General features: G+C 45.6%; 23 protein-coding genes. 8 read left to right on the top strand and 15 right to left on the bottom strand.

The genetic code is table 11. The features are described 5' to 3' along the window. Positions 1-21: 21 nt before the first annotated feature. Positions 22-945, top strand: coding sequence for an ABC transporter ATP-binding protein (locus TJ79_RS14570; protein ID WP_040951086.1), 924 nt, complete (start codon positions 22-24; stop codon positions 943-945). After that, positions 938-1,627, top strand: a complete 690-nt coding sequence (locus tag TJ79_RS14575; protein ID WP_040951017.1) for an ABC transporter permease — start codon at positions 938-940, stop codon at positions 1,625-1,627. Before TJ79_RS14570 ends, TJ79_RS14575 begins: the two co-directional genes overlap by 8 nt. Before the next feature lie 191 nt (positions 1,628-1,818). Here TJ79_RS14575 and TJ79_RS14580 read toward each other — a convergent pair whose 3' ends face one another. Further along, positions 1,819-2,700: an aminoglycoside phosphotransferase family protein gene (locus TJ79_RS14580; protein ID WP_040951018.1), complete on the bottom strand. Its 882-nt coding sequence runs from the start codon at positions 2,698-2,700 to the stop codon at positions 1,819-1,821. Between the two features lie 923 nt (positions 2,701-3,623). On the opposite strand from TJ79_RS14580, the gene TJ79_RS14590 reads away from it, so the two are divergent. Continuing rightward, on the top strand, positions 3,624-4,094 hold the full coding sequence (locus TJ79_RS14590; protein ID WP_040951020.1) for a pyridoxamine 5'-phosphate oxidase family protein: 471 nt from the start codon (positions 3,624-3,626) through the stop codon (positions 4,092-4,094). Between the two features lie 238 nt (positions 4,095-4,332). Here TJ79_RS14590 and TJ79_RS14595 read toward each other — a convergent pair whose 3' ends face one another. After that, the gene (locus TJ79_RS14595; RefSeq protein ID WP_040951021.1) at positions 4,333-5,010 is read right to left on the bottom strand and encodes a hypothetical protein; all 678 of its coding nucleotides are present in this window, start codon (positions 5,008-5,010) and stop codon (positions 4,333-4,335) included. A 214-nt stretch (positions 5,011-5,224) separates the two neighbouring features. Here TJ79_RS14595 and TJ79_RS28170 point away from each other — a divergent pair, with 214 nt between their 5' ends. The 3 genes from TJ79_RS28170 (at position 5,225) to TJ79_RS27260 (ending at position 6,053) form a co-directional block, all read left to right on the top strand. Continuing rightward, positions 5,225-5,398, top strand: coding sequence for a hypothetical protein (locus tag TJ79_RS28170; RefSeq protein ID WP_155987892.1), 174 nt, complete (start codon positions 5,225-5,227; stop codon positions 5,396-5,398). A 91-nt stretch (positions 5,399-5,489) separates the two neighbouring features. Next, on the top strand, positions 5,490-5,732 hold the full coding sequence (locus TJ79_RS28175) for a hypothetical protein (protein ID WP_155987893.1): 243 nt from the start codon (positions 5,490-5,492) through the stop codon (positions 5,730-5,732). Positions 5,733-5,837: 105 nt separating this feature from the next. After that, the gene (locus TJ79_RS27260; protein WP_155987894.1) at positions 5,838-6,053 is read left to right on the top strand and encodes a hypothetical protein; all 216 of its coding nucleotides are present in this window, start codon (positions 5,838-5,840) and stop codon (positions 6,051-6,053) included. Between the two features lie 57 nt (positions 6,054-6,110). Here the strand turns inward: TJ79_RS27260 and TJ79_RS14600 are convergent, their stop codons facing one another. The 4 genes from TJ79_RS14600 to TJ79_RS14615 all read right to left on the bottom strand — a co-directional run bounded on the left by TJ79_RS14600 (position 6,111) and on the right by TJ79_RS14615 (position 13,604). Continuing rightward, a complete protein-coding gene (locus tag TJ79_RS14600) occupies positions 6,111-7,880 on the bottom strand; it encodes an HNH endonuclease (protein WP_040951022.1) in 1,770 nt (589 codons plus the stop codon). Between the two features lie 408 nt (positions 7,881-8,288). Continuing rightward, positions 8,289-10,028, bottom strand: a complete 1,740-nt coding sequence (locus TJ79_RS14605) for an ABC-F family ATP-binding cassette domain-containing protein (RefSeq protein WP_040951023.1) — start codon at positions 10,026-10,028, stop codon at positions 8,289-8,291. A gap of 303 nt (positions 10,029-10,331) precedes the next feature. After that, positions 10,332-12,575: a U32 family peptidase gene (locus TJ79_RS14610; RefSeq protein ID WP_040951024.1), complete on the bottom strand. Its 2,244-nt coding sequence runs from the start codon at positions 12,573-12,575 to the stop codon at positions 10,332-10,334. A 144-nt stretch (positions 12,576-12,719) separates the two neighbouring features. Further along, positions 12,720-13,604 carry a TetR/AcrR family transcriptional regulator gene (locus TJ79_RS14615; protein ID WP_040951025.1) on the bottom strand — a complete coding sequence of 295 codons (885 nt, stop codon included), beginning with the start codon at positions 13,602-13,604 and terminating at the stop codon, positions 12,720-12,722. Positions 13,605-13,745: 141 nt separating this feature from the next. Between TJ79_RS14615 and TJ79_RS14620 the strand changes: the two genes are divergently transcribed. Then, on the top strand, positions 13,746-14,339 hold the full coding sequence (locus tag TJ79_RS14620) for an isochorismatase family protein (RefSeq protein ID WP_040951026.1): 594 nt from the start codon (positions 13,746-13,748) through the stop codon (positions 14,337-14,339). A 126-nt stretch (positions 14,340-14,465) separates the two neighbouring features. On the opposite strand, the gene rlmH is transcribed toward TJ79_RS14620, so the two are convergent. The 3 genes from rlmH to TJ79_RS14635 all read right to left on the bottom strand — a co-directional run bounded on the left by rlmH (position 14,466) and on the right by TJ79_RS14635 (position 16,466). Beyond that, positions 14,466-14,945: a 23S rRNA (pseudouridine(1915)-N(3))-methyltransferase RlmH gene (gene rlmH / locus TJ79_RS14625; RefSeq protein WP_040951027.1), complete on the bottom strand. Its 480-nt coding sequence runs from the start codon at positions 14,943-14,945 to the stop codon at positions 14,466-14,468. Between the two features lie 66 nt (positions 14,946-15,011). Beyond that, positions 15,012-15,185 carry a CxxH/CxxC protein gene (locus tag TJ79_RS14630; protein WP_081756925.1) on the bottom strand — a complete coding sequence of 58 codons (174 nt, stop codon included), beginning with the start codon at positions 15,183-15,185 and terminating at the stop codon, positions 15,012-15,014. Positions 15,186-15,281: 96 nt separating this feature from the next. Next, complete coding sequence (locus tag TJ79_RS14635) at positions 15,282-16,466, bottom strand: S1C family serine protease (protein WP_040951029.1); 1,185 nt, start codon at positions 16,464-16,466, stop codon at positions 15,282-15,284. Positions 16,467-16,598: 132 nt separating this feature from the next. On the opposite strand from TJ79_RS14635, the gene TJ79_RS14640 reads away from it, so the two are divergent. Further along, positions 16,599-16,784: a hypothetical protein gene (locus tag TJ79_RS14640; protein ID WP_040951030.1), complete on the top strand. Its 186-nt coding sequence runs from the start codon at positions 16,599-16,601 to the stop codon at positions 16,782-16,784. A gap of 30 nt (positions 16,785-16,814) precedes the next feature. On the opposite strand, the gene TJ79_RS14645 is transcribed toward TJ79_RS14640, so the two are convergent. The 6 genes from TJ79_RS14645 to TJ79_RS14670 form a co-directional block, all read right to left on the bottom strand. Then, positions 16,815-17,618: an MBL fold metallo-hydrolase gene (locus TJ79_RS14645; protein ID WP_040951031.1), complete on the bottom strand. Its 804-nt coding sequence runs from the start codon at positions 17,616-17,618 to the stop codon at positions 16,815-16,817. A gap of 114 nt (positions 17,619-17,732) precedes the next feature. Beyond that, on the bottom strand, positions 17,733-18,503 hold the full coding sequence (yycI, locus tag TJ79_RS14650) for a two-component system regulatory protein YycI (RefSeq protein WP_052339604.1): 771 nt from the start codon (positions 18,501-18,503) through the stop codon (positions 17,733-17,735). 46 nt (positions 18,504-18,549) lie between these two features. Continuing rightward, positions 18,550-19,857 (bottom strand): YycH family regulatory protein, encoded by a 1,308-nt coding sequence (locus TJ79_RS14655; RefSeq protein ID WP_040951032.1) that lies wholly within the window; start codon positions 19,855-19,857, stop codon positions 18,550-18,552. Continuing rightward, complete coding sequence (gene walK / locus TJ79_RS14660; protein WP_040951033.1) at positions 19,854-21,719, bottom strand: cell wall metabolism sensor histidine kinase WalK; 1,866 nt, start codon at positions 21,717-21,719, stop codon at positions 19,854-19,856. Before walK ends, TJ79_RS14655 begins: the two co-directional genes overlap by 4 nt. Beyond that, complete coding sequence (gene yycF / locus TJ79_RS14665; protein ID WP_040951034.1) at positions 21,720-22,433, bottom strand: response regulator YycF; 714 nt, start codon at positions 22,431-22,433, stop codon at positions 21,720-21,722. A gap of 198 nt (positions 22,434-22,631) precedes the next feature. Continuing rightward, positions 22,632-24,187: LysM peptidoglycan-binding domain-containing M23 family metallopeptidase (locus TJ79_RS14670; RefSeq protein ID WP_155987896.1), on the bottom strand; the 1,556-nt coding region annotated here is incomplete at its 5' end.

Below are 24,187 nucleotides of genomic sequence, written 5' to 3' on the forward strand. Positions count from 1 at the left end.
GGAGGGAAGGGAAGAGGATCCATGACTTACGTTCTGCAGACACATCGATTGTCCAAGACGTTCAAGGGCAAAGAATCCGTATCCGAAGTGAGTATGAGGGTCAAAAAAGGGGAAATCTATGGTTTCCTTGGACCAAACGGAGCGGGCAAGACCACAATTATGAAAATGCTGACCAATCTTATTAAACCAACATCCGGGGAGATTGAGCTGTTCGGCGAGAAGTTGACTCCAACCTCTTACTCCATGCTAGGCAGGATGGGCTCGATTATCGAGTACCCTATTTTCTACGACAAGCTGACTGCCCGAGCCAACCTGGAGCTTCATTGCGAATACATGGGTTATTACAACCAGAGAGCAATCGATGAGGTGCTGGATTTGGTTCAGTTGCGAGGCATCGACGGCAAGCCCATCAAAGACTTCTCACTCGGGATGAAGCAACGCTTGGGCATTGCGAGGGCCATCGTGACAAAACCGGAATTGCTCATCCTCGACGAACCGATTAATGGGCTCGATCCAATCGGCATCAAAGAGATCCGGCAACTGCTGCGTACCTTCTCCCAAGAATACGGGATCTCCATTCTGATCTCCAGCCACCTCCTCGCGGAGATCGAGCAGCTGGCGGATACGATCGGGGTCATCAACCATGGTCGGCTGATCCAAGAGGTCTCTCTTGAACAGGTCCGCGAGACGAATGCCGAATACATTGAATTCCATACAAACGACTGTGTGAAAGCATCTTTCGTGCTCTCTCACCATCTTAATATCTCGAATATCCGCGTCATCGGAAATCGCACGATTCGGGTCTATGATCTCTCGACTCCGCTTCCCCAAATCAATAAGGTTCTTATCTTGAACGACGTAGCCGTAGAGTCGATCCATCAGAAGAACAGCTCTCTTGAAGAGTACTTCCTCAGCTTATTGAACGGGGGTGGGCAGAGTGCTTAAGCTAATCCAACTCGAGATTAGAAAACACAAGATCACCGGTTACGTTATTGGAGCTTTTATCGCGATGGCTTGTATTTTTGGGTTGATATGCTCAATCGCCTTTGACCCATCGTCAAGTGAGGATCTTCCTGATTTTAAGGCTCTGTTCAGTACGATTGACATTTTCACAAGAGGGACATTCATCGTATTCGCTGCGGTCCTGCTCTCGCGCTTCATTATAGAAGAATACAGGACCAAATCGATCTCCGTCTTGTTTACGTACCCGATCAGCCGCAAGAAACTGATAATCGCGAAGCTATTCATCGTGTTCTCGTTCACGTTCATCTCCATCGTGATCACCGATTTGGTCGTCAGCACCCTTATGCTGGTCGTCAACCGTTATCACGAATTCATGCACGAGACGTTAACGAAGGACGTTGTCATCTGGCAGGTGCTTTCCTTCCTCATGAACGCCATTGCAGCCAGTTTCATGAGTCTGATCCCACTATTCTTCGGCATGAGGAAGTATTCCACAGCGGCGACGATTGTTACGTCCATTCTGATCATCTTTATCGTGTGCAGCAATTCAAACGGCTTCTCGCTTAACTCGATAGTCGCCATCCCCATTACCCTGTCGTGGATTGGAGCGATCATCGCTTATGCATCGTTCCGTAATATCGAGCGCAAGGATATTAATCCGTAGCAGCTTACCCATAAATTATGCCCTGCACTCAAATTACTAGATTCGCCCTACTTATGATACGGTTCACCGTAATGTATCTAAGCACAAAGTGCGGTTTGACCCCAAAGTATATATCAGTATATAGAAAAGAAGAGCCAATCCTAACAAGGGTTGACTTTTCTTTGGATAGAATTTCTCCTTTACGTATACCGTTAAGCAATCGTTTGACATACGTCAGAAAAATCTGTTTTGATTGTCCACTCTAAACGTCTAACCCATTCGTTTTGAACTTCTACTGGAGCATTACTTACTCTTATAAGAATATTCCAAACTTTATACACACAACATGCTTTTAATTGTTCTGACGAAATGACTAAGGGATAATGGGATATGTATTCGTTGATAAATGCTGTAATCAGTAAAAGTGCTTTTTCAGAGTAATGAAGCTTTGTAAACCAACACACCCAAGCTATATCATTCAAAGGATTTCCCCATTCAGCCCATTCCCAGTCTAATATATTCACATTATGTTCTGTTTCAAACAGGACATTATGTGACCCATAATCACCATGAGTCAATACCCATTGTTCCTCGTTCAACTCAGCCCTACATAAAATCTCCTTTGACTGCTTAGTTAATTCAACTGGTACGTAATCCAAATCTAAATCCGCATCCTTTAACATAGCAATATTACTTTTTCTTATCCCTTTGTCATTTCCATTAAAGTCGTTTGTATGTATTTGAAGTGCCAATAATTTACCAATACCCTTATATAATATCGTTCCTCTCTCCCAGTCTTCCGAATCAAGGATAGACTGTCCATGAATACCATTCTTATAGTCCATTAATACAATTCTCATACTAGAAATGTCCACTACATCATGAATGATGGGTGTAACACCCGTCCCCTGTAAAAAATTCAAACAATTAACCTCATTCATTGTATCTTCATTAGATAAATGGACAACCTTAGCCACTAATAATGGATTAGTACCCTCGACAAGAAATGTAAGATTAGTGTATCCGCCTGTAAGACGAACCAAATTAATATCACCAAATATTTCTTTTAGTTTTTCCGCTATTTCTTCCATCATAACTTTCTATCGTCTCACTTTCTTTGTATTAATCGAAACTGTATACCCATCCCCATCCCACCATATATTGGAACATACTTATATATCGTTATCGTTCAGAAATAATCATATAGTCGGTCGAAGGATGTGCCTACGGCATATCTGAACTCAACAAACATGAAACAGATGTAAACCACCCCCGCCCCTTAATATCTCAGACCGCTTACAATCCATTTTAACGGCTTATAGGCTTGCAAACCATCCTAATGAAGGACAAATACCGAAGCCCACACACTCCCGTTTCTGCCATCCTCACAATGTCAAAAACTATACAAATTGACAAGGTTCTATTACTCTTCAAACTATGTGTCAATAAGTCTAATTTAACTATTGAAATATTTCAAAAATGTTTATATACAACTCAATAGACCAACCATAAAAGAGGTGTCTTTTGAGCAGGTTCATCAAGTCTTAACGGGCTTCTCAACGGTAATAACGAAGGTTGAACCAGTGAAACAAAAAGACCTACTTCACTCCATCATAAACAAGATCACTGTTAACGTTGGAAACAACCCCGACGAAAGAAGCGTCAAGGACATTGAATTGTTCTTTGACGCTTCAATTAACGATGACTTTGTGCTTACTTATGATATGGTTCACCGTATCACTCTAACAGCGAAATCGAAAGGCACCCCAAAGGGGTGCCTTGATATGTTTGTATAGACGAATAATGGGGAATGGCGACTCGATAGCACACCTATCGGGTGGCCCTTTCTGCTGCCGAATCATGCTCCGTGATCATCCGGTGAATCTTGCTTGCCGTGTCGTAATCAGCCAAAGGCGTAGCGATTTATTATTTTGTCGTATTATTCTTCACATGCACTAAGATTTTACAATGATAAGCTCAATAATGTATGCCTTACGACACTTTAGGAGGTAATATAATGAGCAAGTACGACGAAGCCATGAAGCTGCTGGAAGAACAAGTGGGTAACAAGGACGGCCTGATCTCTCTGTCCACCATCGCGCTGGAACCGGGGGCCAATGGCAAAAGCCGCCCCGCCGCCCGCATTGTGGACGCCTATTATGAGGACGGCGCGTTCTACACCGTCACTTACGCGACCTCAGGCAAGATGCAGCAGATCGCTCAAAACCCCGAAGTTGCCGTTTGTATCATCGTCGAAAACTTTACGGCCGATGGTATCGGTGAAAACCTGGGCTGGGTATGTGACGAGAAAAACGCGGAGATGATGACAAAGCTGCGCACAATATTCGCCGAGTGGTATAACGAAGCCAATAACGACGAAGACCCTAACACATGCCTGCTGCGCATTCGCCTGATAAAGGGCCTGTGGAATGACGCCCATAAAGGGATCAGAAATGAGATTGATTTTGTCAATAAGACGGCAAATTAAGTGGTCTATGTGGTTTCTACATTTTACATATTAGGTTGCTGCTGTTGGGGTATAAGCATACTGTGTGGTTCGCCTTATTGGATTAATGTGAAGTAGACATTTGATAACAGACAATATTAGCTCAAAGGGAGTGTCCGCACACTCCCTTTTTTTCGCCGTTACTTGTGATAGGGTTCAGCTTAACGGGGCTATCGGCGAAAAATGCGCTGCGACTGTATAGGAACATAATTTATAAGAATTATTCTTTGGTTGGTACTTTTGTGCTAGCCTTTTTCCCATACATCAATTGAAAATACCATGTGTTTAGCTCTTCCTCAATAATACGGCTTGTACTATTACAAACATAACTCATTTTGGTTACGCTACCATCTTCATTTTGGAATTCGCTATCATTTCTCATTACGAGGATTTTGTCGAGTTCCTTAATATAATATTGCATTACAGGAAGATTAGTTGTTTTCCCGGTTAAATACCATTGGAAATGCACTACCTTGTCCGCTATTTCATTTTTAATTTTGACTATTTCCAAATAAACATTGTTATAAATACGATTCCTCAGCTTCTTGGGATTCCAAATGAAGTCTATATTTGCGTAGGAAGTATTTAAGGCACTATAATCATAATCTGCCATCTTTATAATTGTTCTCATAATTTGCTCTTCGTTTTCATCATGTTCATATAACCCAAGATTCCGTACTGCTTTGCAAGCCTGAGTATAAAATTCCTCTAATGTTCTTCGCCGTTCTACGTTGTATCCAACTACCGAGATTATTAATGCAAGCACTCCACTCGATAGTATTCCAACGGCTATATTGGACCAAAAGTTTACTCCTTTATAATCCAAAAATAAAGCTAATGAAAGTGCAGCGGCGCAGACTATCATCATGTAAATAATTGTTAGTTTATGAATCCTCACATTACTCGTCCTCCTAGTCTTGATTACCCTATGTTTGAGATAATAAGAATCTACAAAGTAAAGCACCCACCGATAGGAGCTTCGCTTATATGTAACTGATGATTTAGTCATGCTTAATGTAACCAATTGACGGGAGAAGTTTCACCTTACTTGGAGATAAATTATGATACAGTCCACATCGACCACACCAAAATTCAGTTGATCCAAATGCCATATGCTCGTAATCATCTTCACCATCCAAGAGAAAACCATACAAAGGAAACTGGCAGACAGTACCTCCGACCCCATCCCGCTCCAGCACGTCCGGCAAGCACTCTCCCGGTTCCAGGAAATGCTCAAGTCGTCGCCGCCAGAGATGCAGAAGACACTCCTCCAAACGATGGTCTAGCAGGTTCACGTCAAGGACGGGCGCACTCCCGAAGGCATTGAGCTGGAGATCGAGATCCTTTCACAGGCTTTTTCTGCAAGTAACAAGTTAATTGCTGAAGGCACTACATAAAGTATTTCTTGTGAAGCAAACAGCCGAAAGGAGAAGTAACATAACTACTTTAAGCGAAAAAGAAAAGCGTGCTGTTGCCGCCATCATTCAGGAGCGCCTAGAAGAACATTTGGGTCGTTTCCCTTACGCCAGATATCCGGCAGAACCGCTGGAAGATTGGCACAAGGTTTTCTGTGATCCGATATCGGTTTTGCCTGAACCAATTAAAAAGGCCCTCGTATGACACTTCGGAGGCTGGCAGCGTCAAAGCCACCCGTCAGCCGCTACTCGAACCATCTCCGAAGTCTTAAAATCCTGGCCGAAGTTTGTTGCGCTGAATTCGCTGGAATTGGAAGAGGTATTCGCCTTCTGGAAGTCACGTCTGCCGGATTGGAGTAAAGGATTCGGGGCAACCGCCTGCCTGCTCCATTTTCTAAGCCCTGACAGTTTTGAGCTTGCCGACCATCACCGGATTGAGGCCATGCTGGACCTATTGCGGGAAATCGGTCACGTGGAAGAAGTGCCGGTGGTATACCCTTTTAGGGGGGCATCGACCAAGGGGTAAGGGGAAAAGCATGAAAATAAGCAGCGAAGAACTTGGACTGTTCTTGGCTGCTTCTTTTTATTTATAACATTCTACTAATCTAGTTGTATTAAAATCTTGTATAAACCAATCTATTGAAACTAAATAATCTTTGATCTCTCTTATGTCCAATTCAATTTCCATGTCTTGCAGATTAACGTATAGAACTCTGAAAAGATCATTGATCTGATGAGAATAAATTTTTACTAACCCCTCGCTGTTTCCGCTTAAATGAGTATAGTCTTCAATCTTATGATTCATGAAGCTTCGAATATCCTCTTTACTCTCAGTTTGATCGATCCCGAGTTTTGAACATATATAATGATATCGCAGCTTTTTGCATGAATTGATGCTTTTTAATATCCCTTTATAAAGCTTGATGAGTTCGCTTTTGTTCATACACACATATTCATTTTTTGAATAAAATAATTGCACTTCATTTACTAAAGTTATAAGTTGGAACGAGTTTATAACATAATTCAAATTAAGATATCGCACTTCTCCATCACTGTAATAATCAGTAATCTCTATATGATTAGGCTGTGTCTTTTTTAAAAAGACCTTCGTTTGCGCAGCGTTATTCTCTTGGATTACTCTGGGTAATAATTCTTTCGTTAACCATGCGTAGGCATTACTCACAGTCCAATAGTCTCTTGGTCCATATTTCTTTGACAAGCCTGATTTATTCCATAATAACCACACCTTATCTGAAGGCGTCCAGCTATAGTGATCTTCTATGAAGCTGTGAATGATACATTTAAATCCTTCGTTATGGTCTTCATTTGCTTTCTTCATATAAATTTTCAACATATTATTTCCAGTCGCATCAAAGATATGCCAATCGGAATCGCCATTTTCATAATCGTACTCTCTGGAAAACATAAGAATTTTTCTCCAAACATCCATACCGACCTTAATTAAATGATATTCATCCGGATGATAATGGTTAGGAATGAATTCTCTGCAATCCAAGATTTCTTCTGTCAAGCGGATAGCCTCAATATATTCAACAATAAATTTATCAATAACGGCACAAAGATTGCCCAATTCTTCATCGCTTAGATTAAATCTTGAATTCCCTAATTGAACCATATAATTATTTTCATCAAGTTTTGCCACAACATACCGTCGCATTTCAAAATCTATTGGAGTGTTATTCCCAGGATATAATTCACTTAGGATTTCTTTATGTCCTAAATTAATGGTGGTTCCCCGGATGTAAAAGCTATTAAATGTAAATAAACACGAACCTCTGCTTTCTCCTACTGCAGGAAGATCCCCTTCCAGCATAACTGTTCTATTTCTATATTCTAAATATTTTTTATTAAACGTATGGCTTTTTTCCTCTACACCAAAATCGGCTACATAATTATTGATGCGGTCCGTATACTCCTCAGCTGTAATCTTCCCCTCAGCTAATTGCTTTCGGATGGCTTCTATGCTAAGCGCATACTGGGCTTCTTCTTCAAATTTCCTGATATGTTTTCTCACATCTTTTATTTTTTTTTGTGCACGCCTTAATAAACGCGCGACAATCTCATCCGGCAGCTCCGTATCCCGCTTTTCGTTGTTGCATTTGTGATGAGCGGGTCTTAAATTTTCTAAATGATTAAAATCAAAAGTGGAGGGCAAGTTAAACTTCTTTATAACTTCTGTTGCTTTTTGATTATCTTCAAATGTTTTTTCAGGAATAATGTGGTCAATTTCTAATTCGGAATAATTAAATAAATCTTCTAAACAAATTGCACACCGCCTTTGATAAGCTTGCCAAAGGCCGTATCTAGCTTCGGGTTTGTCTTTTATACTCACTTCGGCCACTCCTTATGACGAAACATTTATAGAACAAAATCGAAGGCACCTGCTCGAATTATTGCTAAGTGTACCATTTTTTAAAAATCTATCCATTGAACCATACCTTAGTCGAGCAGAGGCTTAGGATAGCATTTAATATTTTATCGTATAATTCTATATCATATAGAATATTTTAGGATTATTTCACGATTTAAAAAACTTGCCGCTACTTATGATACGGTTCACCGTAACGGGCTAACGGCGAATTTTTGGTTAACAACGAAATAAAATAAATGCCTCAACTATGCGATTCATAGGCTAATTTAGAGATATCAAGAAATCTCTATAATAAAAAAGAAACTGAGATTCTATTCATCAGTGTCTTTTTTATTGATCCTTTTCCGCCGTCATCATGAGAGTTATCATTTAAAGCAGCTTAATTATCTCTTCCAGCTCATCGACCAATACTCTTGCAAGTTCAAAATTCTTATCTTTTAAAGCCAACTCTATTTTCATTTCAACCGACTTTTTCTTTTGTTCCGTTTCCAAATAGTCTCTATTAAAGTGGCTCGTATAAATCATCTGTCTAAATTTTCGCATGCTCATTTTTCTAATCTTCTTATCGTCAATGATTAACACATAATGCATGCCGTTTACGACTGAATAGAAATCATGAGAAATCATCAGAATCGCACCTTTATAGTCTTCGATGGCTTTCTCCAGTGCGATCTGTGTATAGATATCCAAATGGCTTGTCGGTTCGTCAAGAAGCAGTACGTTTGCTTTGCTGGCAGACACTTTGGCCAACTGAAGCATGTTTTTTTCTCCACCAGACAAAGATTCAATCTTTTGATCAAGGATTTCTCCTTCAAAATCATAGTTTGAAAGATACGATCTGATCTCATCATACGTTTTAAACCCAGCATCGATGAATTCATCCATTATGGTATTGGAATCTTTTAGCGTTTCGCCATGAAGCTGCGATAAATAAGCCACTTTAGCATCAGCATTAATTTCGATCGACTCATGATTGTTTTTAAAGATTTCTCGGAGCAAAGTCGTTTTCCCGGTACCGTTTGGACCGATAATGGCTACTTTATCCGTAGATTGGATCTCAAAGTTAACATTTTCTAAAAGCAGCTCATTGAAGGCAATGCTATAATCATGGACTCTTACAACAGTGGTGTCTTCCATTTCATGATCCATTCCAAAAGTAATATCCGGCTGCTTAATATCGACAAACGGCTCTTTGATTCTACGCGCTTCCAATCTTTCTTGAAACTTGACTCTGGCTTTTAACGCTTTGCCTCTGGATGCTTCTGAATTATAAGTCGCGATCGCTCTAAGATTATCGATGATGTTCTCGTTTCGCTCGATTTCTTCTTCTTCAGCAATTGCGAGTTCTTGCAGCTCAATTTTGGTCTGAATCAATGAGAATTTATACTCGATATATCGCCCATCAAACTCTTGGATCTCCTTGTTTTCAAGGTGTATGATTTTGTTGAAACAATGATTCAACAAATATCGGTTGTGCGTAACGACCAGCAGCATTCCCTTGTGAGCATTAATTAATTTTTTAAGCGCATTTAGGTTTTCAAAGTCTAAAAACACATCCGGTTCGTCCATAATCATCAAGTCCGGACTGTTAAGCATTTCCTTTATCACTTGAATAAGTTTGAATTCCCCGCCGCTCAGATCGGATACCTTAAGATCTTTTAGCTTCATGAGGTTTGCCAGATTTAGTTTCTTATTAATGCTACTTTCAAAATCATCCCCGCCTATTGAATCGAATGCATCCAAAGCTAATTGATACTTTTCCAGCAGCGAATCCATGTCCGATGTGGTTTCCATTTCAGCATAAATTGATGTGATTTCATCTTGTATCTTGATAAATGCTTCCCCGATATATTCAAAAACGGTTGTTTCTTTAGGCTTGTCTACTTGCGAGAACTGACTGACATACCCGATTTTGCAAGTCGGGTCTATCTCTAACTTGCCCTCGAACAAATACCTTTCTGGATCTATCAGTATATCGATCAGTGTACTTTTCCCGCTGCCGCTTGTTCCGATAAAAGCGCAATGTTGCCCCTCTTCAAGCTTAAACGAAATGTCCTTATATAGATCTTTTTGCGGAAACGAGAAGGATAAGTTATCAACATTTATCATATTGTTACCTTTCTTAAAAAACTATAGTGGTGACTATTATTGGATGTATTGCAGAACATGATCTGCGAGTTTACTGTTTCTCAGAGTAACGCTGTTTTCACCAATTTCAAACCATTTGTAGCTTACTCTTACTTCGAAATTCTGCCCTACTCATGATACGGCTCACCGCGCTGTCTGAATCTTACGCGGAATATCCCAATCGCAGAGTCTGCCGTCCGGGCATTTATGTACGCCATAATCTGACCGCTACCGCTGTTGGTTTCGCTCCCGCCATCATATCGCCAGAACCATCCCTTTGGCTACCTACAAAATCTCTTTATTAAAATGTCCTCTTGTGTCTGTTTCCTGATTAAAGACAGCATTATTCATTGAGCCATCTAATTTGCCTGAGGCCTGATGAATAACTTTCACAACCTGCTCTTGTGATTCAACGGTGAAGCTTAATCGGAATGCCTCGATTCCTTTGATGTTTTGCAGCTCATCCAAAAGATTAAGCGTCTTCCCATTAAGGACAGTCGTTGTACAATCATCATGGGAAAGGATAGGGAACGTTCCGTGCTCATCTTTTAACGCATAGCTCTTCGTTTTGCAAACTCTGCATTGATTCATTTTTTTCATCGGGCAATATTTGGTAAACATCAAGGGAGCCTTGCCATACACAACCATTTCCAGTGAAGGATAGCCGTCATTTTCTTCATAATAGGCGTTCCTTAAGTCTTCCATTTGGCTCTTATTCAATTCATAAGATAAGGTGACTCGTTTTGCACCTAATTTGTGTAATTCATAGCAGTTGGCAGCATTCACGACATTTAGCGAATAGTCCGTAACAAACGGATTCGTTTCTCTGTAGTGATAAATTCCACCATATCCCCCGATTAGCAGCTGCCCTTCTTTTTCCTTATAATCATTCTGATTTCTTCTAACCACGTTTTCAAAATAGATTTCCTGAATTCCACAGCTTACGCAAGCATCATACTGTTCCTTAGTCGTTACAGAGGCCGTAAGGTATGGTTTTTCAGGGGCAAAGCTTATTTTTTCCTTTGCTTTCAAAGATTTGGTTCTTTTCTTCTGGCTGTTAAGCTTTAAGTCATATAAGCCCAGTACAATATCTCTTCTTGCTGCATTTAACAGTTTAGCTGGAATAAATGCATGGCATTCCTCAAAATCGACATGATGAAGCTCGAATATCGTATCATTTAATCTGGAAAATTGCTTGATTACCTGGTCTTTGGTTGTTGGATTATTCATGGCTTCGCCCAGTATTTCCTCGCTTTCATATGAATAATGAAAGCCTAAGCCCTCCGCATCTATGAAAAGCTTTGAATCTGGACATGCATATACTCTAATATCGAGGTTAAACCGCTTAAATTCTTTTTCCAGTGATGCTTCTAATTCTTTGGAATAGAAATAATCCTTCGTTTTATAGACGACATCTCCCATAGACAGCGTTTCTTGGATTTTGATATAGCAGACTTTATCTGCCTTGTTGATTAAATCGCCGTCTTTATCGTACAGTTTGGCAACCGTTAAATTAACATCTTCCTTGTTGTGACTTATTCGGATGGTATCGTTTTGATTTAAAGGACGTGTAAGTGTTATTTCATACCTATCTTTAACAATCCTGCTGATGGTTCCAATTTCATAACCAAAGTTATTCGGTTTTACGATGTTTGTAATATTTCTCCTATCTTCGTGAAACAAATAGCCTTTGGTGAATGTTCGATTGAATGTTTTTTTCAGATTTTCTTTATCTTCTTCGGTTATTTGATTATCCAAGGCCATGCGATATTTGGATACAACATTAGCCACATACGTAGGATCTTTCATTCGACCTTCTATTTTTAAAGAATCGATTTCTTTTAAATCATGGATATAATCGATTGTGTTTAAGTCCTTCGTCGATAGAATATAGTTTTTCGCTAAAGATGCATCTGTTGTCTTATCCATTAGTTCATACTCCTTACGGCATGAACCCACACATCTTCCGCGATTTCCGCTTCGATAGCCGATTAATCCTGACATGAGACAGTTTCCCGAATAAGATAAACATAAAGCACCGTGAACGAAAATTTCTAAAGGTATTTCCGCTATTCTTTTGATCTCTTTTACTTTTTCAATCTCAACCTCGCGGGACAGAACCACTCGTTTAGCACCAAGTTCTTTAAATAATAAAGTTCCGTCTACATCGTCTATTCCCATTTGAGTTGAACAATGTGCTTCCAGATCAAGAAAGTTTTTAACGATATAATCGAAAGCAGCCAGGTCCTGGACGATAATGCCATCAACACCGATTTCATTTAATTCGTGTATCTGCTCTTTCATCTCTTCAACTTCGTTTTCGAAAACGATGGTATTCATTGTAACGTAGATTTTAACATTCCTCAGGTGTGCATACGTAACAGCCTCTTTTAACGATTCTAAATCAAAATTAGATGAGTATGCACGTGCACCAAATTTTTGCATTCCTAAGTATATTGCATCACAACCATTAGAAATTGCAGCTTTTAAAGCTTCCATATTTCCTGCTGGAGCTAATAATTCAGTCATTTTTTCCTCCTGATGACCCATAAATTAATAAAAATTTATAGTTACTTGTGATACGGTTCACCGTAACACCTTTATAGCGAAATCGAAAGGGATTCGATCGGATGCCTTTTGCAGAATCTAGTCTCTATGTAATATAAGGCTTTCTCACTCTTCCAGGACAATTTGCTTCAACTGAATGACCGGACTTCTCAGCTCCTGTTCTTGTTCTAAGTAGGCGCAAAGCGCCTGAATGAGCGATCTCTTTGGCTGAGTCTGGGAGATCTCCGTCCCCAGCAATTGAACAATCTCTTGCAACTCCCTCCGCCGAGCGAGCCCGCCGGGCCAAGCCTCAAGCAGCGCGGTCACTCTGCCGAACAATTCTTCGATAATTCTTTCTTTTTCGTTATTCCAGTCTTTTGAATCTGAATGAATAAACTTTGTGAAAGCGATTTGTCCAAGTAGCCCCTTCGAACCTGATCTAGACATATGTTCGACTAGCGCATCCATTTTATCGACGATGAACCAAGCTGTATCCTCTATCGACAGGTGCTTCACCTCGAAGATGATTCGCTGCAGATAGTCCTTCAGGATCGCGCGGTATATAAAAATTAGATCCCAGAGAAACGATTCGATTCTCTCACCATAAACTTCAAGTAGCCAGTATCTATGCCACTCCATCATACGGGCGCGAACATGATTCCTTAGTGAACGGAAAGTTGCGTACTGCGTAATAGGAAGATCTATGAAGTCAACCATAATGTGACTGTATTCAATAAAATACTGAAAGCGAAATACGATTTGATTGACGAGCCGCTCCTTGGGAGTGCCCGTCTCGGTTTGTTTCAGGTGCTCAGCCCGATCAAAATAAACCGTCTGGCACTCGTCGAAAACCGCGCACAATAAGTCCTCTTTGGACGGAAAATATTTGTACACCGAGCCCTTTGCAATGGAACAATCCTGAGCAATTTCCTGAATTGAGGTCGCCAGAAACCCTTTTTCTTTAAACATCTTAGAAGCCGAACGAATGATATCCTGTTTGGTTACAGTCATCCTTACGTCCCCCCCCGCTTGACAATTTTAAACTGATAGTACAAAATTATGAACACAGAGTCAAATGACCCATTTTTCATAATATTGAACTGTAGGTCACATTGGGGCAAACTCGATTTCTAAGTTGGAGTGTGATTGATCATGGAAGAACTTTTGTTTCAATTTCCTAAGACGGCATTAATCGTAATCGACTTGCAAAAGTGGCTTGGAACCCAGTATGCCCCTCACTCGGCAGAGCAAGTCATCACCCGTGCCGCTACAATGGTTCAAGCATTCCGTGAGGCAGGCGCATTCGTTGGGCTTGTTCGCGTATCCACGAAAGACTTCAAAGATATGCCTCGTCCGTTGCTGGATCAGGCCCCCCCAACCTTCAATCTGGTGCCTGGATGGGATGAAATTGTACCCGAGATCGGAGTCACTGACACCGATTATTTAATTACCAAGCGCCAATGGGGAGCATTTTACGGAACGGACTTGGATCTGCAGTTGCGCCGGCGGGGTATCACGACGATCGTGCTTTGCGGCATTGCTTCTGGTATCGGCGTAGATACCACTGCGCGTGAAGCCTTCGCCCATGGGTATCAGGTAGTTTTTGCGACAGATGCCATGACCGGCTTCAGCGAGGAGGAACATGAACACGTAATTAAGGTCATCTTCCCGCGTATTGGCAGAATCCGCTCGACCGAGGACATTCTTGCTTGCGCCGCGCTTCAATCTTATCCGGCATCCATATAATGGGAGGGGTAAAAATCTATTAAGAGAGGCTGTGACAGGCAACTTGCTCCTAACCTGTCACAGCCCTCTCTCCCATGTCCGACGTAGCTTTTCTTCTCTTCAACACCTTTTACCAAAAAATTCGCGTCATTTGTGATACGGTTCCCCTCGATTGATCCTAAACGCGCGATAAACCTGCTCCGTTAAAATAAGACGCATCAACTGATGCGGGTAAGTAATCTTCCCAAAGGAGAGTTGAGCGTCGGCACGTTTGAGGACGGCCGCGGAGAGGCCGTGGGAGCCGCCGATGATGAAGCTGACGCTGGGGCGGCCGTAAGTCGCCAGGCGGTGGAGCTCGGCGGCGAGGTCTTCCGACGACCACATGGCGCCGCCGATGGCGAGGGCGATGACGTGGGTGTCGGGGCGGAGCTGGGCAAGGATGCGTTCGCCTTCGCGGACGCGGACTTGCTCCTCCTCCGCCGGGCTCATGGTGTCGGGAGCCTTCTCATCCGCCACCTCGACGATGGTTACTTTAGCGTAAGCCGACAGCCGTTTCAAGTACTCGGCGATGCCCGCCGTCAGGTACTTCTCCTTCAGCTTGCCCACTGCGATGATTTGAATGTTCATTCCAAACGCCTCCTGATCTCTACAAAAAAGGAGAGCCACCGCTCCCCCGAATCGTGCTTATTCTCTTTACACAATCAAAAACTCACCGTGCTTGTCGCACCCTTTTTCCTCGCAGGTTGGGGGTGGGTTCCAGGCGGCGAAGTGGGTTTCTTTCAGGTCCACCACGTCCGGCGCGTCCTCAAAATCATCGACAAAACGGTCAATAGCGATTTCTACATGCTCTTTGCATACCACATACATACCTTCCATTTTGCAGCTCCTTATGTTGGATCAAAGTGTGAGTTCAATGTTTATAAGTTCATTACCTATATGAATAACGGCCCAAAAGAAACCGTTCTAGCTATCCAATTCACCTAGCGTCAGAGTGACGGTCTTCTTCTTCCCTTCCCGGTAAAAAGAAACGTCTAGCTTGTCGCCGATTTTTTTCTGGCTGAACAAATATTTGCGCAGCTCCATGGTGCTACCGACATTATGGCCGTCCAGGGCGTAGATGACGTCGCGGGTCAAGAGGCCGGCTTCTTTTGCAGGGTCGGCTACATCCATGACGATAATTCCTGATTTGACACCATCCGGTAATTTTAGTATCTCCAATCCGCTGGTAAAAGTCTGCAAATCCTCAGAAGAAATGCCCATTTTTGGCCGCTTGATGGTTTGATCCTTCACCAGTGCCTCCAGGATCGGCTTCGCGTCGTTGATGGGGATCGCAAATCCGATGCCTTCCACGCCGGTTTCGGAAATTTTCATGCTGTTGATGCCGATAACCTTACCGTTCAGATCAACCAACGCTCCACCGCTGTTGCCTTCGTTGATAGAGGCGTCCGTCTGAATGACATCCATCTCCCACTCCACATCCCCATCTGTACCGAGATTGACGGGAATGGTCATATGGGGCGAACTGATGATACCAAAGGTTGTTGTATGGGAAAAGCTTAAGCCAAGAGGATTGCCGATGGCAATCGCCCATTCGCCGGATTTTAGTGACTCAGAATCACCAAATTCGGCCACGGCGTTGATACCTGCCGGATCCACTTGCAGAACCGCCAGATCCGAGTAAATGTCCTTGCCTAACACCTTGGCGTCCCTTCGGGTTCCATCGGCTAACACCACTTCATACGTACTGCCGCCTTCCACCACATGGTTGTTAGTGACGATGAGCGCCCGATCGGACTCCTTGCGGAAAATCACCCCGGACCCCATGCTCATCCCCGACAGCACATTCCCCTCTTTGCGGGTAGTCAGCACGCTAACGACAGCGGGCCTTACCTTATCCCCTGCCGCCACAACCCGGTTGTCGTAGGGGCTTTGCTCCGAGGATTCGCTTCCCGCACCGGGAACCGCCATGGACACCGCCGGTTTGCTAAAACCGTGAATGACGAACACGGTGAGAAGGGAGCCGAACACCAGCGCGATCGCCACCAGAATGATGGCGGTTCGCACTTCTAGAGCCTGCTTACCCCAGCCCTTTCGTCCACCGCCCCGGCTTGTACGCGTACTGTAGAAATCATCGCGAAACAGCCCCAACTCGTTCCCCTCCCATTCTCGATAAGTTGAACCCTGGATGTTCAACTTCCATCCGTTTTTTCCTGCCGTTAGGAATCTTTTTGCCGGCTGATGACTATACTATAAGCATATTGCTAGAAAGGAAGAGTCACTATGACTCCAATGGACGAAGTAAATTTGGTCGCATCTATCGCCGACCTGAAAGAATTCCAATATCAAAATGCTCTGATGATCAGCGCCATTGTCGAGCTTCTTCTGGCAAAAGGAATCATTAGCGCAGAGGAAATCGCTGAACGGGTGCGCCGTCTGGAAGAAGAAGATACGCCGCCGGATGCTTAATTCCCATTCCGCGCAAATTGCGCAGCTTACCTATTCATCATCGAGCCGGTCCCACTCCGTGGGGCGGTCGTAGAAGGTGTCTTTCAACTGGACTTTACCATCTTCAAGAATTCCATTTTCGTCCAAAATATTACCCACCGTCATACGCGCCAGATCCATCATATTATGGTTACGGCTGAGATGAGCCAAATAGACCCGTTTTGTTTTGCCGCCAATCACTTCGCATAAACCTTCACCAGCCGCGTCATTGGACAAGTGCCCCATGTCGCTCAAAATCCGGCGTTTGATGTTCCAGGGGTAGCTCCCCATCCGCAGCATTTCGATATCATGGTTGGATTCCAGCACGAGAACATCGGCGTCCTGCACTTGCTCCTTCACTTTTCCGCTCATGTAGCCCAAATCCGTAGCCACACTCAGCTTCTCGTCACCGCTATAGAAATTATAGGCCACAGGCTCCGCCGCATCATGGGAAATGCCGAAGGATTCCACCCGCAGCGATCCGAATTCCAAGGCGGAACCGGTATCCATAATGCGCCGGTTTTCCTCGGCAATTTTGCCTAACTCGCTATCCAGCGCTTCCCACGTTTTTTCATTGGCGTAGATCGGCAGATTATACTTCCTCGCTAAAATCCCCAAGCCTTTAATATGATCGGAATGCTCGTGGGTGACTACTATGGCATCCATCTCCCGAAAGCTCATGTCCCTCTCGGCGATGAGGCTCTCCAGCTTCTTGCCGCTAAAGCCCGCGTCGATTAGCACCTTCGCATCCCCATTGTCCACCACGGTGGCATTGCCCGTAGACCCGCTGGACAGTATCGTAAATCGCATCCCCATGTTCTTACTCCTTTAAATCGCCTTCCCCTGGCATTTGGAACACCGCGGGAAGTTTTTTTTGTTTATCGTGAAGTTTTCCAAATCATCATTTATCTTCTCTTGCTATCAAAAGAGTCAGGGTGCGCTGGTCGGCACGACCACGGCAGGCGTTGCGGAAGGGCTCTCCGCCGGTTTTTCCACCGCGCCGCTAAAGGCTTGGACGTAAAAAATCTCGCCGGAAGCCAAAACAATGCGCCAACTAGGCAGCATATACTGCGTGTCTGATTCAAAACGCTGGCCATGATAGCCAAGGCGGATATCCGTCACGACGGAGTCGTTTTTCAGGCTGTTCTCCGCGACGCTGCGTAAAGCAGTATAAGCGGAAATGACCTTCTGCTCCTTGGATTCTCCTCCTGATTGTACTTCAACATACGTCTGTTTGTAACCCGTGATTTTGTTGTTATCCTCCAGCAGAACCAGACTGACGTCAAAAATAGGCAAATCGTCATGCAGCTGGTCATATACCTTCATCCCCGGTTTGCTGGTGCTGGCATCGATCCGGTAGCGGTCGTAATTGACAATGCCCGCCTTCTCCATCTCCGCCTTCAAGACATTGCGCCCGATCAGCGTCCCGCTACCGATCGGTTCCGACAGTTCAACCGGTTCCTGCGCGTTCAAAACCTCTTTGTAATAAAATGCCCGCAGCTTCGGCGTCTGCTTCGGAATGGACTCCACCTTTAACTGAATCTGCTTAACCTCCAGCAGCTTCAAGGTGTCTTCCTTGACTCTGGCCGCATCCGACTGCCCGCCTGCCTGATCGCGGTTGATAAACAACTGATAGCCAAGCAAGGCATTCAGCAGCAGAAAAGAAAGAATGAGCACGGTTTTCGCTCGTCCCCAGTCCATCGCTTAAGCCTCCCTTCCGGATTCACGGTTCTAACCTTCCTTGCCCTTAATTTAAAAAGTCGTAGGTGCCGTCTTTCAGTTCAAGCGCCCAACGAGGGATAAGCCGCACCGTCTTCTTGCCGATGATCGCCTGGTAAGCAGGGAACACGTTGACAATATCGCTGCGTTGCTCGTAGCGGAGCAGCATGTTGGTCAGCGGCTCGCCGCCGATCAAAGAACTGGTGGTTTTGACGATGCCATCCGTCTCCAGATTAATCAGAGAACGCTCGTAATTGGAGACAATTCCGTTTTGCAGAGTCAGCTTCATGGTACCGAAGATCTCTTTATCGGGATTCACCACCGGCAAATTGTCGATGGGGAAATTACTCATATACTGCTGAAACTCCAGGGTCTGGGCATCGCTGCCCTCTTCCTTCGGGGCAAAGGAACTGAGCAAATAGCTGCCGTTCCAACCCCCATGCTGGTTGACGAACTGCACAGCCGCCATCAGATTGCCTTTGGGGTCGTTTTTTCCATTGGCCGGGACGGCAATGGGGTCGGAGTAAACCAAACCATGTTGAACGCTGCTAATTTGCAATCCTCTTTTGCCGTCGGTATAGATTTGCGTCCCATCCCGGTTTGGCAAAGGTTTTGCGATACTGGGATCGACGAACAAATTGTGCTTCCACTGATCGGGAGAAAACTCCGTATACGGGATTTCATAGCTGACCGTGTCTAAATTCCCGTCCGGCAAATAATAAACGCCGCTAACCGTCGTATAGTTAGGCAGATATTCACCTAAAGCAACCTTCTCGCGGATCTCCGCCGGCCGGACGTCGGCTTTCGCCTCATAAACGTTCATCGAATTATCGGAGAAAAAGTACGCCTTCGTCTCCTTGGTATCGCCGGAGTCAAACAGCCAAATCCGGTTAATGAAGTCATTCCCCGCATCCGGATCGTTAGAGTTAACTTGCAGCAAGTTCTTCAGCACGTCGAAGGGCATGCCGTCGCGGAATCGCAGTTCGATTCCGGTGTTGTCGCGGCGAATTTGGCTCCAGTCCAGATCGCCGGAAGCGTTGCTGACCTTGGTCAGATTATCAAAACGACGCAGCTGCAAAAAGTCATCAAAGATCATCCGGTAAAAATTCCGATGGGGACCGAGAACCGTATGCTTGTTGTTCCCAAAATGCAGAATGATCTGGCTGGGGTACACCAAATCCTTCAATTCCGCCTTTGTACCTGCCAGCTCGGTTAAGACGTATTCTGTAGGTGTCAACGTTTCAAACTTTGGCGTCCCGTAAGCCAACATATAGCTTTGCACTAAACTAGCCGCGACCAGCACCGTCAGCAAAATGGTTTTCCATTTCTCCTTCATGCCGGTTCACTTCCTTCCAAATACGGCAGCGTGAAGGTAACCTTCGTCCCGTGATTCAGTTCCGATTCCAAGGAGATGGTTCCGCCATGGGCGCGGACGATTTCCCGGGCAATAGCAAGGCCAAGCCCCGTGCCCCCCATATTGCGGGAGCGGGCTTTATCCACTCGGTAAAAACGTTCGAATATCCGTTCCAGATCCTTCTTCGGAATCCCGATGCCGTTGTCGGAAATGATGATATCCAGCCAAATGCCATCCCGAAGTCGGGCTTCCAGACCGAGATTGCCATGCTCTCCCGTATATTTGATGGCGTTGGACACAAGGTTGTCCAGCACCTGATCGATTTTATCCCGATCCAAAAGGACGGGCTTTAGCTTCTTATCGACAGATAGACGTACCGATATATCCTTCTGCTTCAACTGGAAAGCAAAACGGTCCGCCACCTCTTCCAGCATATCCTGTACGCCCGTCCAATCCTTCTTGATCCGAGCCTGGTTGGAGTCCAAACGGGAAAGGTGCAGCAAGTCCGTCACCAGCCGGATCATCCGCTCCGTCTCATTCAGCGTAACGCCGACAAAACGATCCGCCAGTTCTTTTTCCTCCAGCGCTCCATCTTTCAGCGCCTCCAGATAGCTCTTCATCGTCGTAAGAGGCGTCCGCAGTTCGTGAGATACGTTCGCGACAAACTCCCTGCGGGATTGCTCCAGTTCCATCTGCTCCGTCACGTCCTGGAGGACGACGATGGTTCCCGTCGTTCCCAGTTCCCGGCGGTGAATTGGCGTCATGGTCAGCCGTACCTGGCGATCGTCCATTTCCGGCTGCTGCAGCTGGATCAACGTTTTGCGTTCTTCCTCAATGTGGTCTTCATCGAACATATCCTCCGGCAGCCCGAGCAGCTCCGCCAGAGGCCGGCCCATAGACCAATTGCCGCCAAGGCCGACGCCCAGCATCTGCCGCGCCCGGTCATTAATGACCATGACCCGGCCGGAATCGTCGGCCGCCACCACGCCGTCGCTCATGTTGCTGAGAATGGAGGCCAGCTTTTCCTTCTCTTCTTCGATAGAGGACAGGGCCTCTTCCAGCCGAGCCGTCATGTTGTTGAAAGCCGAGCCCAAAAGTCCGATCTCGTCGCTGCCGCGTATCCGCACCCGCTCAGTATAATTGCCTTCGGCTACCGATACGACTTGCTCCGTGATCTCTTTTATCGGACTCGTAATCGTATGGGAGAGAAAGATGCCAAGAAGCGCTGTTAATGCCAGCGCAATAATAATCCCGGATAGAAAAAAGCCGTTGATTCGCTGAATGGTGCGATAAGTGTCTTCCATGGATTTGGAGATGTAGACGGCGCCTAGCACTTTCCCGTCTTTCTCCACGGGCATGGCCAGAACGCGGATGCGGTTGCCCATATTGTCCATCAGCGTCTGCTCGTTATCCTTATCCCGGATGTTTTGCAAAGCGCGGCTGACAACAAACTCAGTGTTTTTGTGGCCGACAATCGAGGAGGCGTTTTGCTGATAGGCGCTGATCACAATGCCGTTTGTATCGATGATCTGGATGTCCGCGTCCGACCAATTGGTGACGTTAGCCCAGTCATTGAGCAGCTTATTCAAATCCCCATAGGCTGCCGCGATAGATTCCGGATTGCTGAGGTCGAGATTATCCGGCTCGGTTTCCATTTCGCTTTGAACGAACTGAGCCAGCAGCAGCGCCTGGGAATTCAGCGTTTCGGAAAAGCTGTCCAGGGTGGAGTTCTTCATCGCCTGCATGAAGTAAACCCCGATCAGCTGCATGGCAAACAGAATAAGCAAAACGTAAATAATAATCAGCTTCATCTGAATGGTGCGGAAGAAGCCTGTCCCTTTCATCTAAAAGCCTCCGAATGCCGGATTGCGCATCATATAGCCAAGCCCTCTGCGCGTCGTAATATAAGCAGGCTGGCTGGGATCATCCTCAATTTTCTCGCGCAGCCTGCGAATGGTCACATCCACGGTGCGCACGTCGCCAAAATAATCATAGCCCCACACCGCCTGGAGCAAATGCTCCCGGGTCATGACCTTGCCGGCGTTTTTTGCCATATAGAGCAGGAGCTCAAACTCCCGGTGCGTTAAGTCCAGCGGCGTCGAGTCTTTATAGACCACATAGGTATCGCTGTCGATCAGCAGCTTGTGGATACGCAGCCCTTGAGGCCCCGCCGGCTCCGGCTTGGCCGCGCCGTTTTTTTGCCGCCGCAGATGAGCCTTCACTCGCGCCAACAGCTCCCGGGTTCCAAAAGGCTTGGTCACGTAGTCGTCGGCTCCCATTTCCAGTCCCAACACCTTATCGAGTTCGGTATCTTTTGCCGTCAACATGATGATCGGCGTGTTCAGCTTCGTTCGGATTTCCCGGCAGACGTCCATCCCGTCCTTAATGGGCAGCATTAGATCAAGGAGGATCAAATCCGGGTCCTCGGAATAGGCGTAATCTACTGCTTGCTGACCATCATAGGCGCAAACGACCTGATAGCCCTCTTTTTCCAGATTGAATTTCAATATATCCGCAATCGGCCGTTCATCGTCGACCACTAAGATTTTTCCCGGCATGGCTTGCCCACCTTTCCGCTCTAGAACGGCAATCTACTCTTCTTATTGTAACAAAAAATGAGACGTGCGGCGAACAGGGAATAACAGGCCCTGCAGCCAGTTCCACAAGCGTTGCGGCGGCGAAATATAAAAGAAGCCCCCCTGATTGGAGGACTCCTTGGGAAAACTTTAGGGTCACTTCGGTCGAACGAAACGGCGTTACCGGTTCAGGTAGCTCAGCGGGTTTTTCACCGACTCGTTGCGGATGATTTCAAAATGCAAGTGGGTGCCCGTCGCATCGCCGGTGCTGCCCATGATGCCAATACGATCGCCTTTTTCCACGGTCTGCCCCTGGGTGACGTCGATCCGGCTCAAGTGTCCGTACAACGTTTTGTAGCCGTTATTGTGATCAATAATGATATATTTGCCGTAATCGGAACGGTAACCGGCGCTGGTAACCACGCCGTTGTCCGCTGCCAGGATGGTGCGGTTGGAGGAAATGAGATCGACGCCTTTATGCAGCTTGCCCCAACGGGAGCCGAAACCGCTGGTGATCGTCGCATGCAGCACCGGCCAAGCAAAATTGCCCGTACCTTCGCCTCTGATCACTTTCGTCCCGCGTTTGATCACTTCTTGCACCGGTTCGGTGGTAATTTCTTCGTCCACCATCTTCTCGTCGGTTACTTCGCCGTTGACTTTGGTCAGTTCGATGGTAACGGTTTTGGAGCCGGGCTTGCCCTTGGTTACGGTTTGAACGACTCCTTGCTTAAGGGAAGCATCGAAAACCGTCTTCGTGCCATAGTGGACTTCTTCCTTTTCCACGACTTTTTCCACTGTCTGCACGGTCAAAGCCGGCTGGAGCACCGTCAGGTTCAAGGATTGGCCTTCCTTGATGAAGTCATTCTTGATGTCCGGGTTATTCTTATAGATCGCGTCGATGGAAATATCATATTTCTGGGCAATTCCGCCTAATGTATCGCCTTGAATCACGTTGTATTCCTTGGGACGGACGTTACCGGTTTGCAAGGTCTTCAGAACCGTGTCCTTGTCATCGAATTCGTCCGGCTTGGTATTAATGGTTTTGGTTTCGACCTTTTGAACGAAATCCACTTTTTCCACAACGCTGCTGCCAGGTGCCATCGTGCTCATATCAGCGGATAATGCCTTCACTTCCAGGCTATTGGCTTTCTTCTTACCCGCAGGCTCATAAGGAGATTTGATGCTCTCCAAAATGTAGTTGACTTCCGCTTCGTCCTTGAAAGTGCCCATCAATTTGCCGTCGACGAACAGTTGAACGCCTACAGCGTGTGCCGAAAGCAAATCGGACAGCTTCGCCAAAGCAGCCTCGTTGTCGAATCCAATTTTGTAAGCCTTTTCACTGGTTAGGGTGATCGCGTCTGTATTTAGCACCATGTGTGTATCTGGATATTTTTTCTGCAATTCCTCATACTTGGCCAATTTGAAGTTGTCAACGACCTGGGGATCATTGACTACCCCCACCTCTGCCCCGTTCATTTTGACGTGGAACACCTCGTGGGTGTTCGCCTTGACGTAATGGTTGCTGCCAATGGTAATGACGGCAATAATGGCGACGGAGCCGGCGACTTGAGCGGCGCGCACCATAAACCGCCCGCGAGGCGGGTTGGTGATGCGGAAGCGCGGCGTCTTTGCCGGCACGGAAGCAGGCTGCGCCTCGGGCGCTGCCGCAGGCGCGGGCGGAACCAGCGCCAGAGCGGGCGCTTGCGCCGCTTCGGCGGCGGGCGCCAACACGGGCG

The sequence above is a fragment of the Gorillibacterium massiliense genome (assembly GCF_000455485.1).
Classification (GTDB): Bacteria; Bacillota; Bacilli; order Paenibacillales; family NBRC-103111; genus Gorillibacterium; species Gorillibacterium massiliense.

What these genes read in the sequence shown, in the direction of transcription:
- TJ79_RS14570 (WP_040951086.1), top strand. Translation starts at nt 22, where the DNA reads ATGACTTACGTTCTGCAGACACATCGATTGTCCAAGACGTTCAAGGGC.
- TJ79_RS14580 (WP_040951018.1), bottom strand. Translation starts at nt 2,700, where the DNA reads ATGATGGAAGAAATAGCGGAAAAACTAAAAGAAATATTTGGTGATATT.
- TJ79_RS14590 (WP_040951020.1), top strand. Translation starts at nt 3,624, where the DNA reads ATGAGCAAGTACGACGAAGCCATGAAGCTGCTGGAAGAACAAGTGGGT.
- TJ79_RS28170 (WP_155987892.1), top strand. Translation starts at nt 5,225, where the DNA reads ATGCTCGTAATCATCTTCACCATCCAAGAGAAAACCATACAAAGGAAA.
- TJ79_RS14605 (WP_040951023.1), bottom strand. Translation starts at nt 10,028, where the DNA reads ATGATAAATGTTGATAACTTATCCTTCTCGTTTCCGCAAAAAGATCTA.
- TJ79_RS14610 (WP_040951024.1), bottom strand. Translation starts at nt 12,575, where the DNA reads ATGACTGAATTATTAGCTCCAGCAGGAAATATGGAAGCTTTAAAAGCT.
- TJ79_RS14615 (WP_040951025.1), bottom strand. Translation starts at nt 13,604, where the DNA reads ATGACTGTAACCAAACAGGATATCATTCGTTCGGCTTCTAAGATGTTT.
- TJ79_RS14620 (WP_040951026.1), top strand. Translation starts at nt 13,746, where the DNA reads ATGGAAGAACTTTTGTTTCAATTTCCTAAGACGGCATTAATCGTAATC.
- rlmH (WP_040951027.1), bottom strand. Translation starts at nt 14,945, where the DNA reads ATGAACATTCAAATCATCGCAGTGGGCAAGCTGAAGGAGAAGTACCTG.
- TJ79_RS14630 (WP_081756925.1), bottom strand. Translation starts at nt 15,185, where the DNA reads ATGTATGTGGTATGCAAAGAGCATGTAGAAATCGCTATTGACCGTTTT.
- TJ79_RS14640 (WP_040951030.1), top strand. Translation starts at nt 16,599, where the DNA reads ATGACTCCAATGGACGAAGTAAATTTGGTCGCATCTATCGCCGACCTG.
- TJ79_RS14645 (WP_040951031.1), bottom strand. Translation starts at nt 17,618, where the DNA reads ATGGGGATGCGATTTACGATACTGTCCAGCGGGTCTACGGGCAATGCC.
- yycI (WP_052339604.1), bottom strand. Translation starts at nt 18,503, where the DNA reads ATGGACTGGGGACGAGCGAAAACCGTGCTCATTCTTTCTTTTCTGCTG.
- TJ79_RS14655 (WP_040951032.1), bottom strand. Translation starts at nt 19,857, where the DNA reads ATGAAGGAGAAATGGAAAACCATTTTGCTGACGGTGCTGGTCGCGGCT.
- walK (WP_040951033.1), bottom strand. Translation starts at nt 21,719, where the DNA reads ATGAAAGGGACAGGCTTCTTCCGCACCATTCAGATGAAGCTGATTATT.
- yycF (WP_040951034.1), bottom strand. Translation starts at nt 22,433, where the DNA reads ATGCCGGGAAAAATCTTAGTGGTCGACGATGAACGGCCGATTGCGGAT.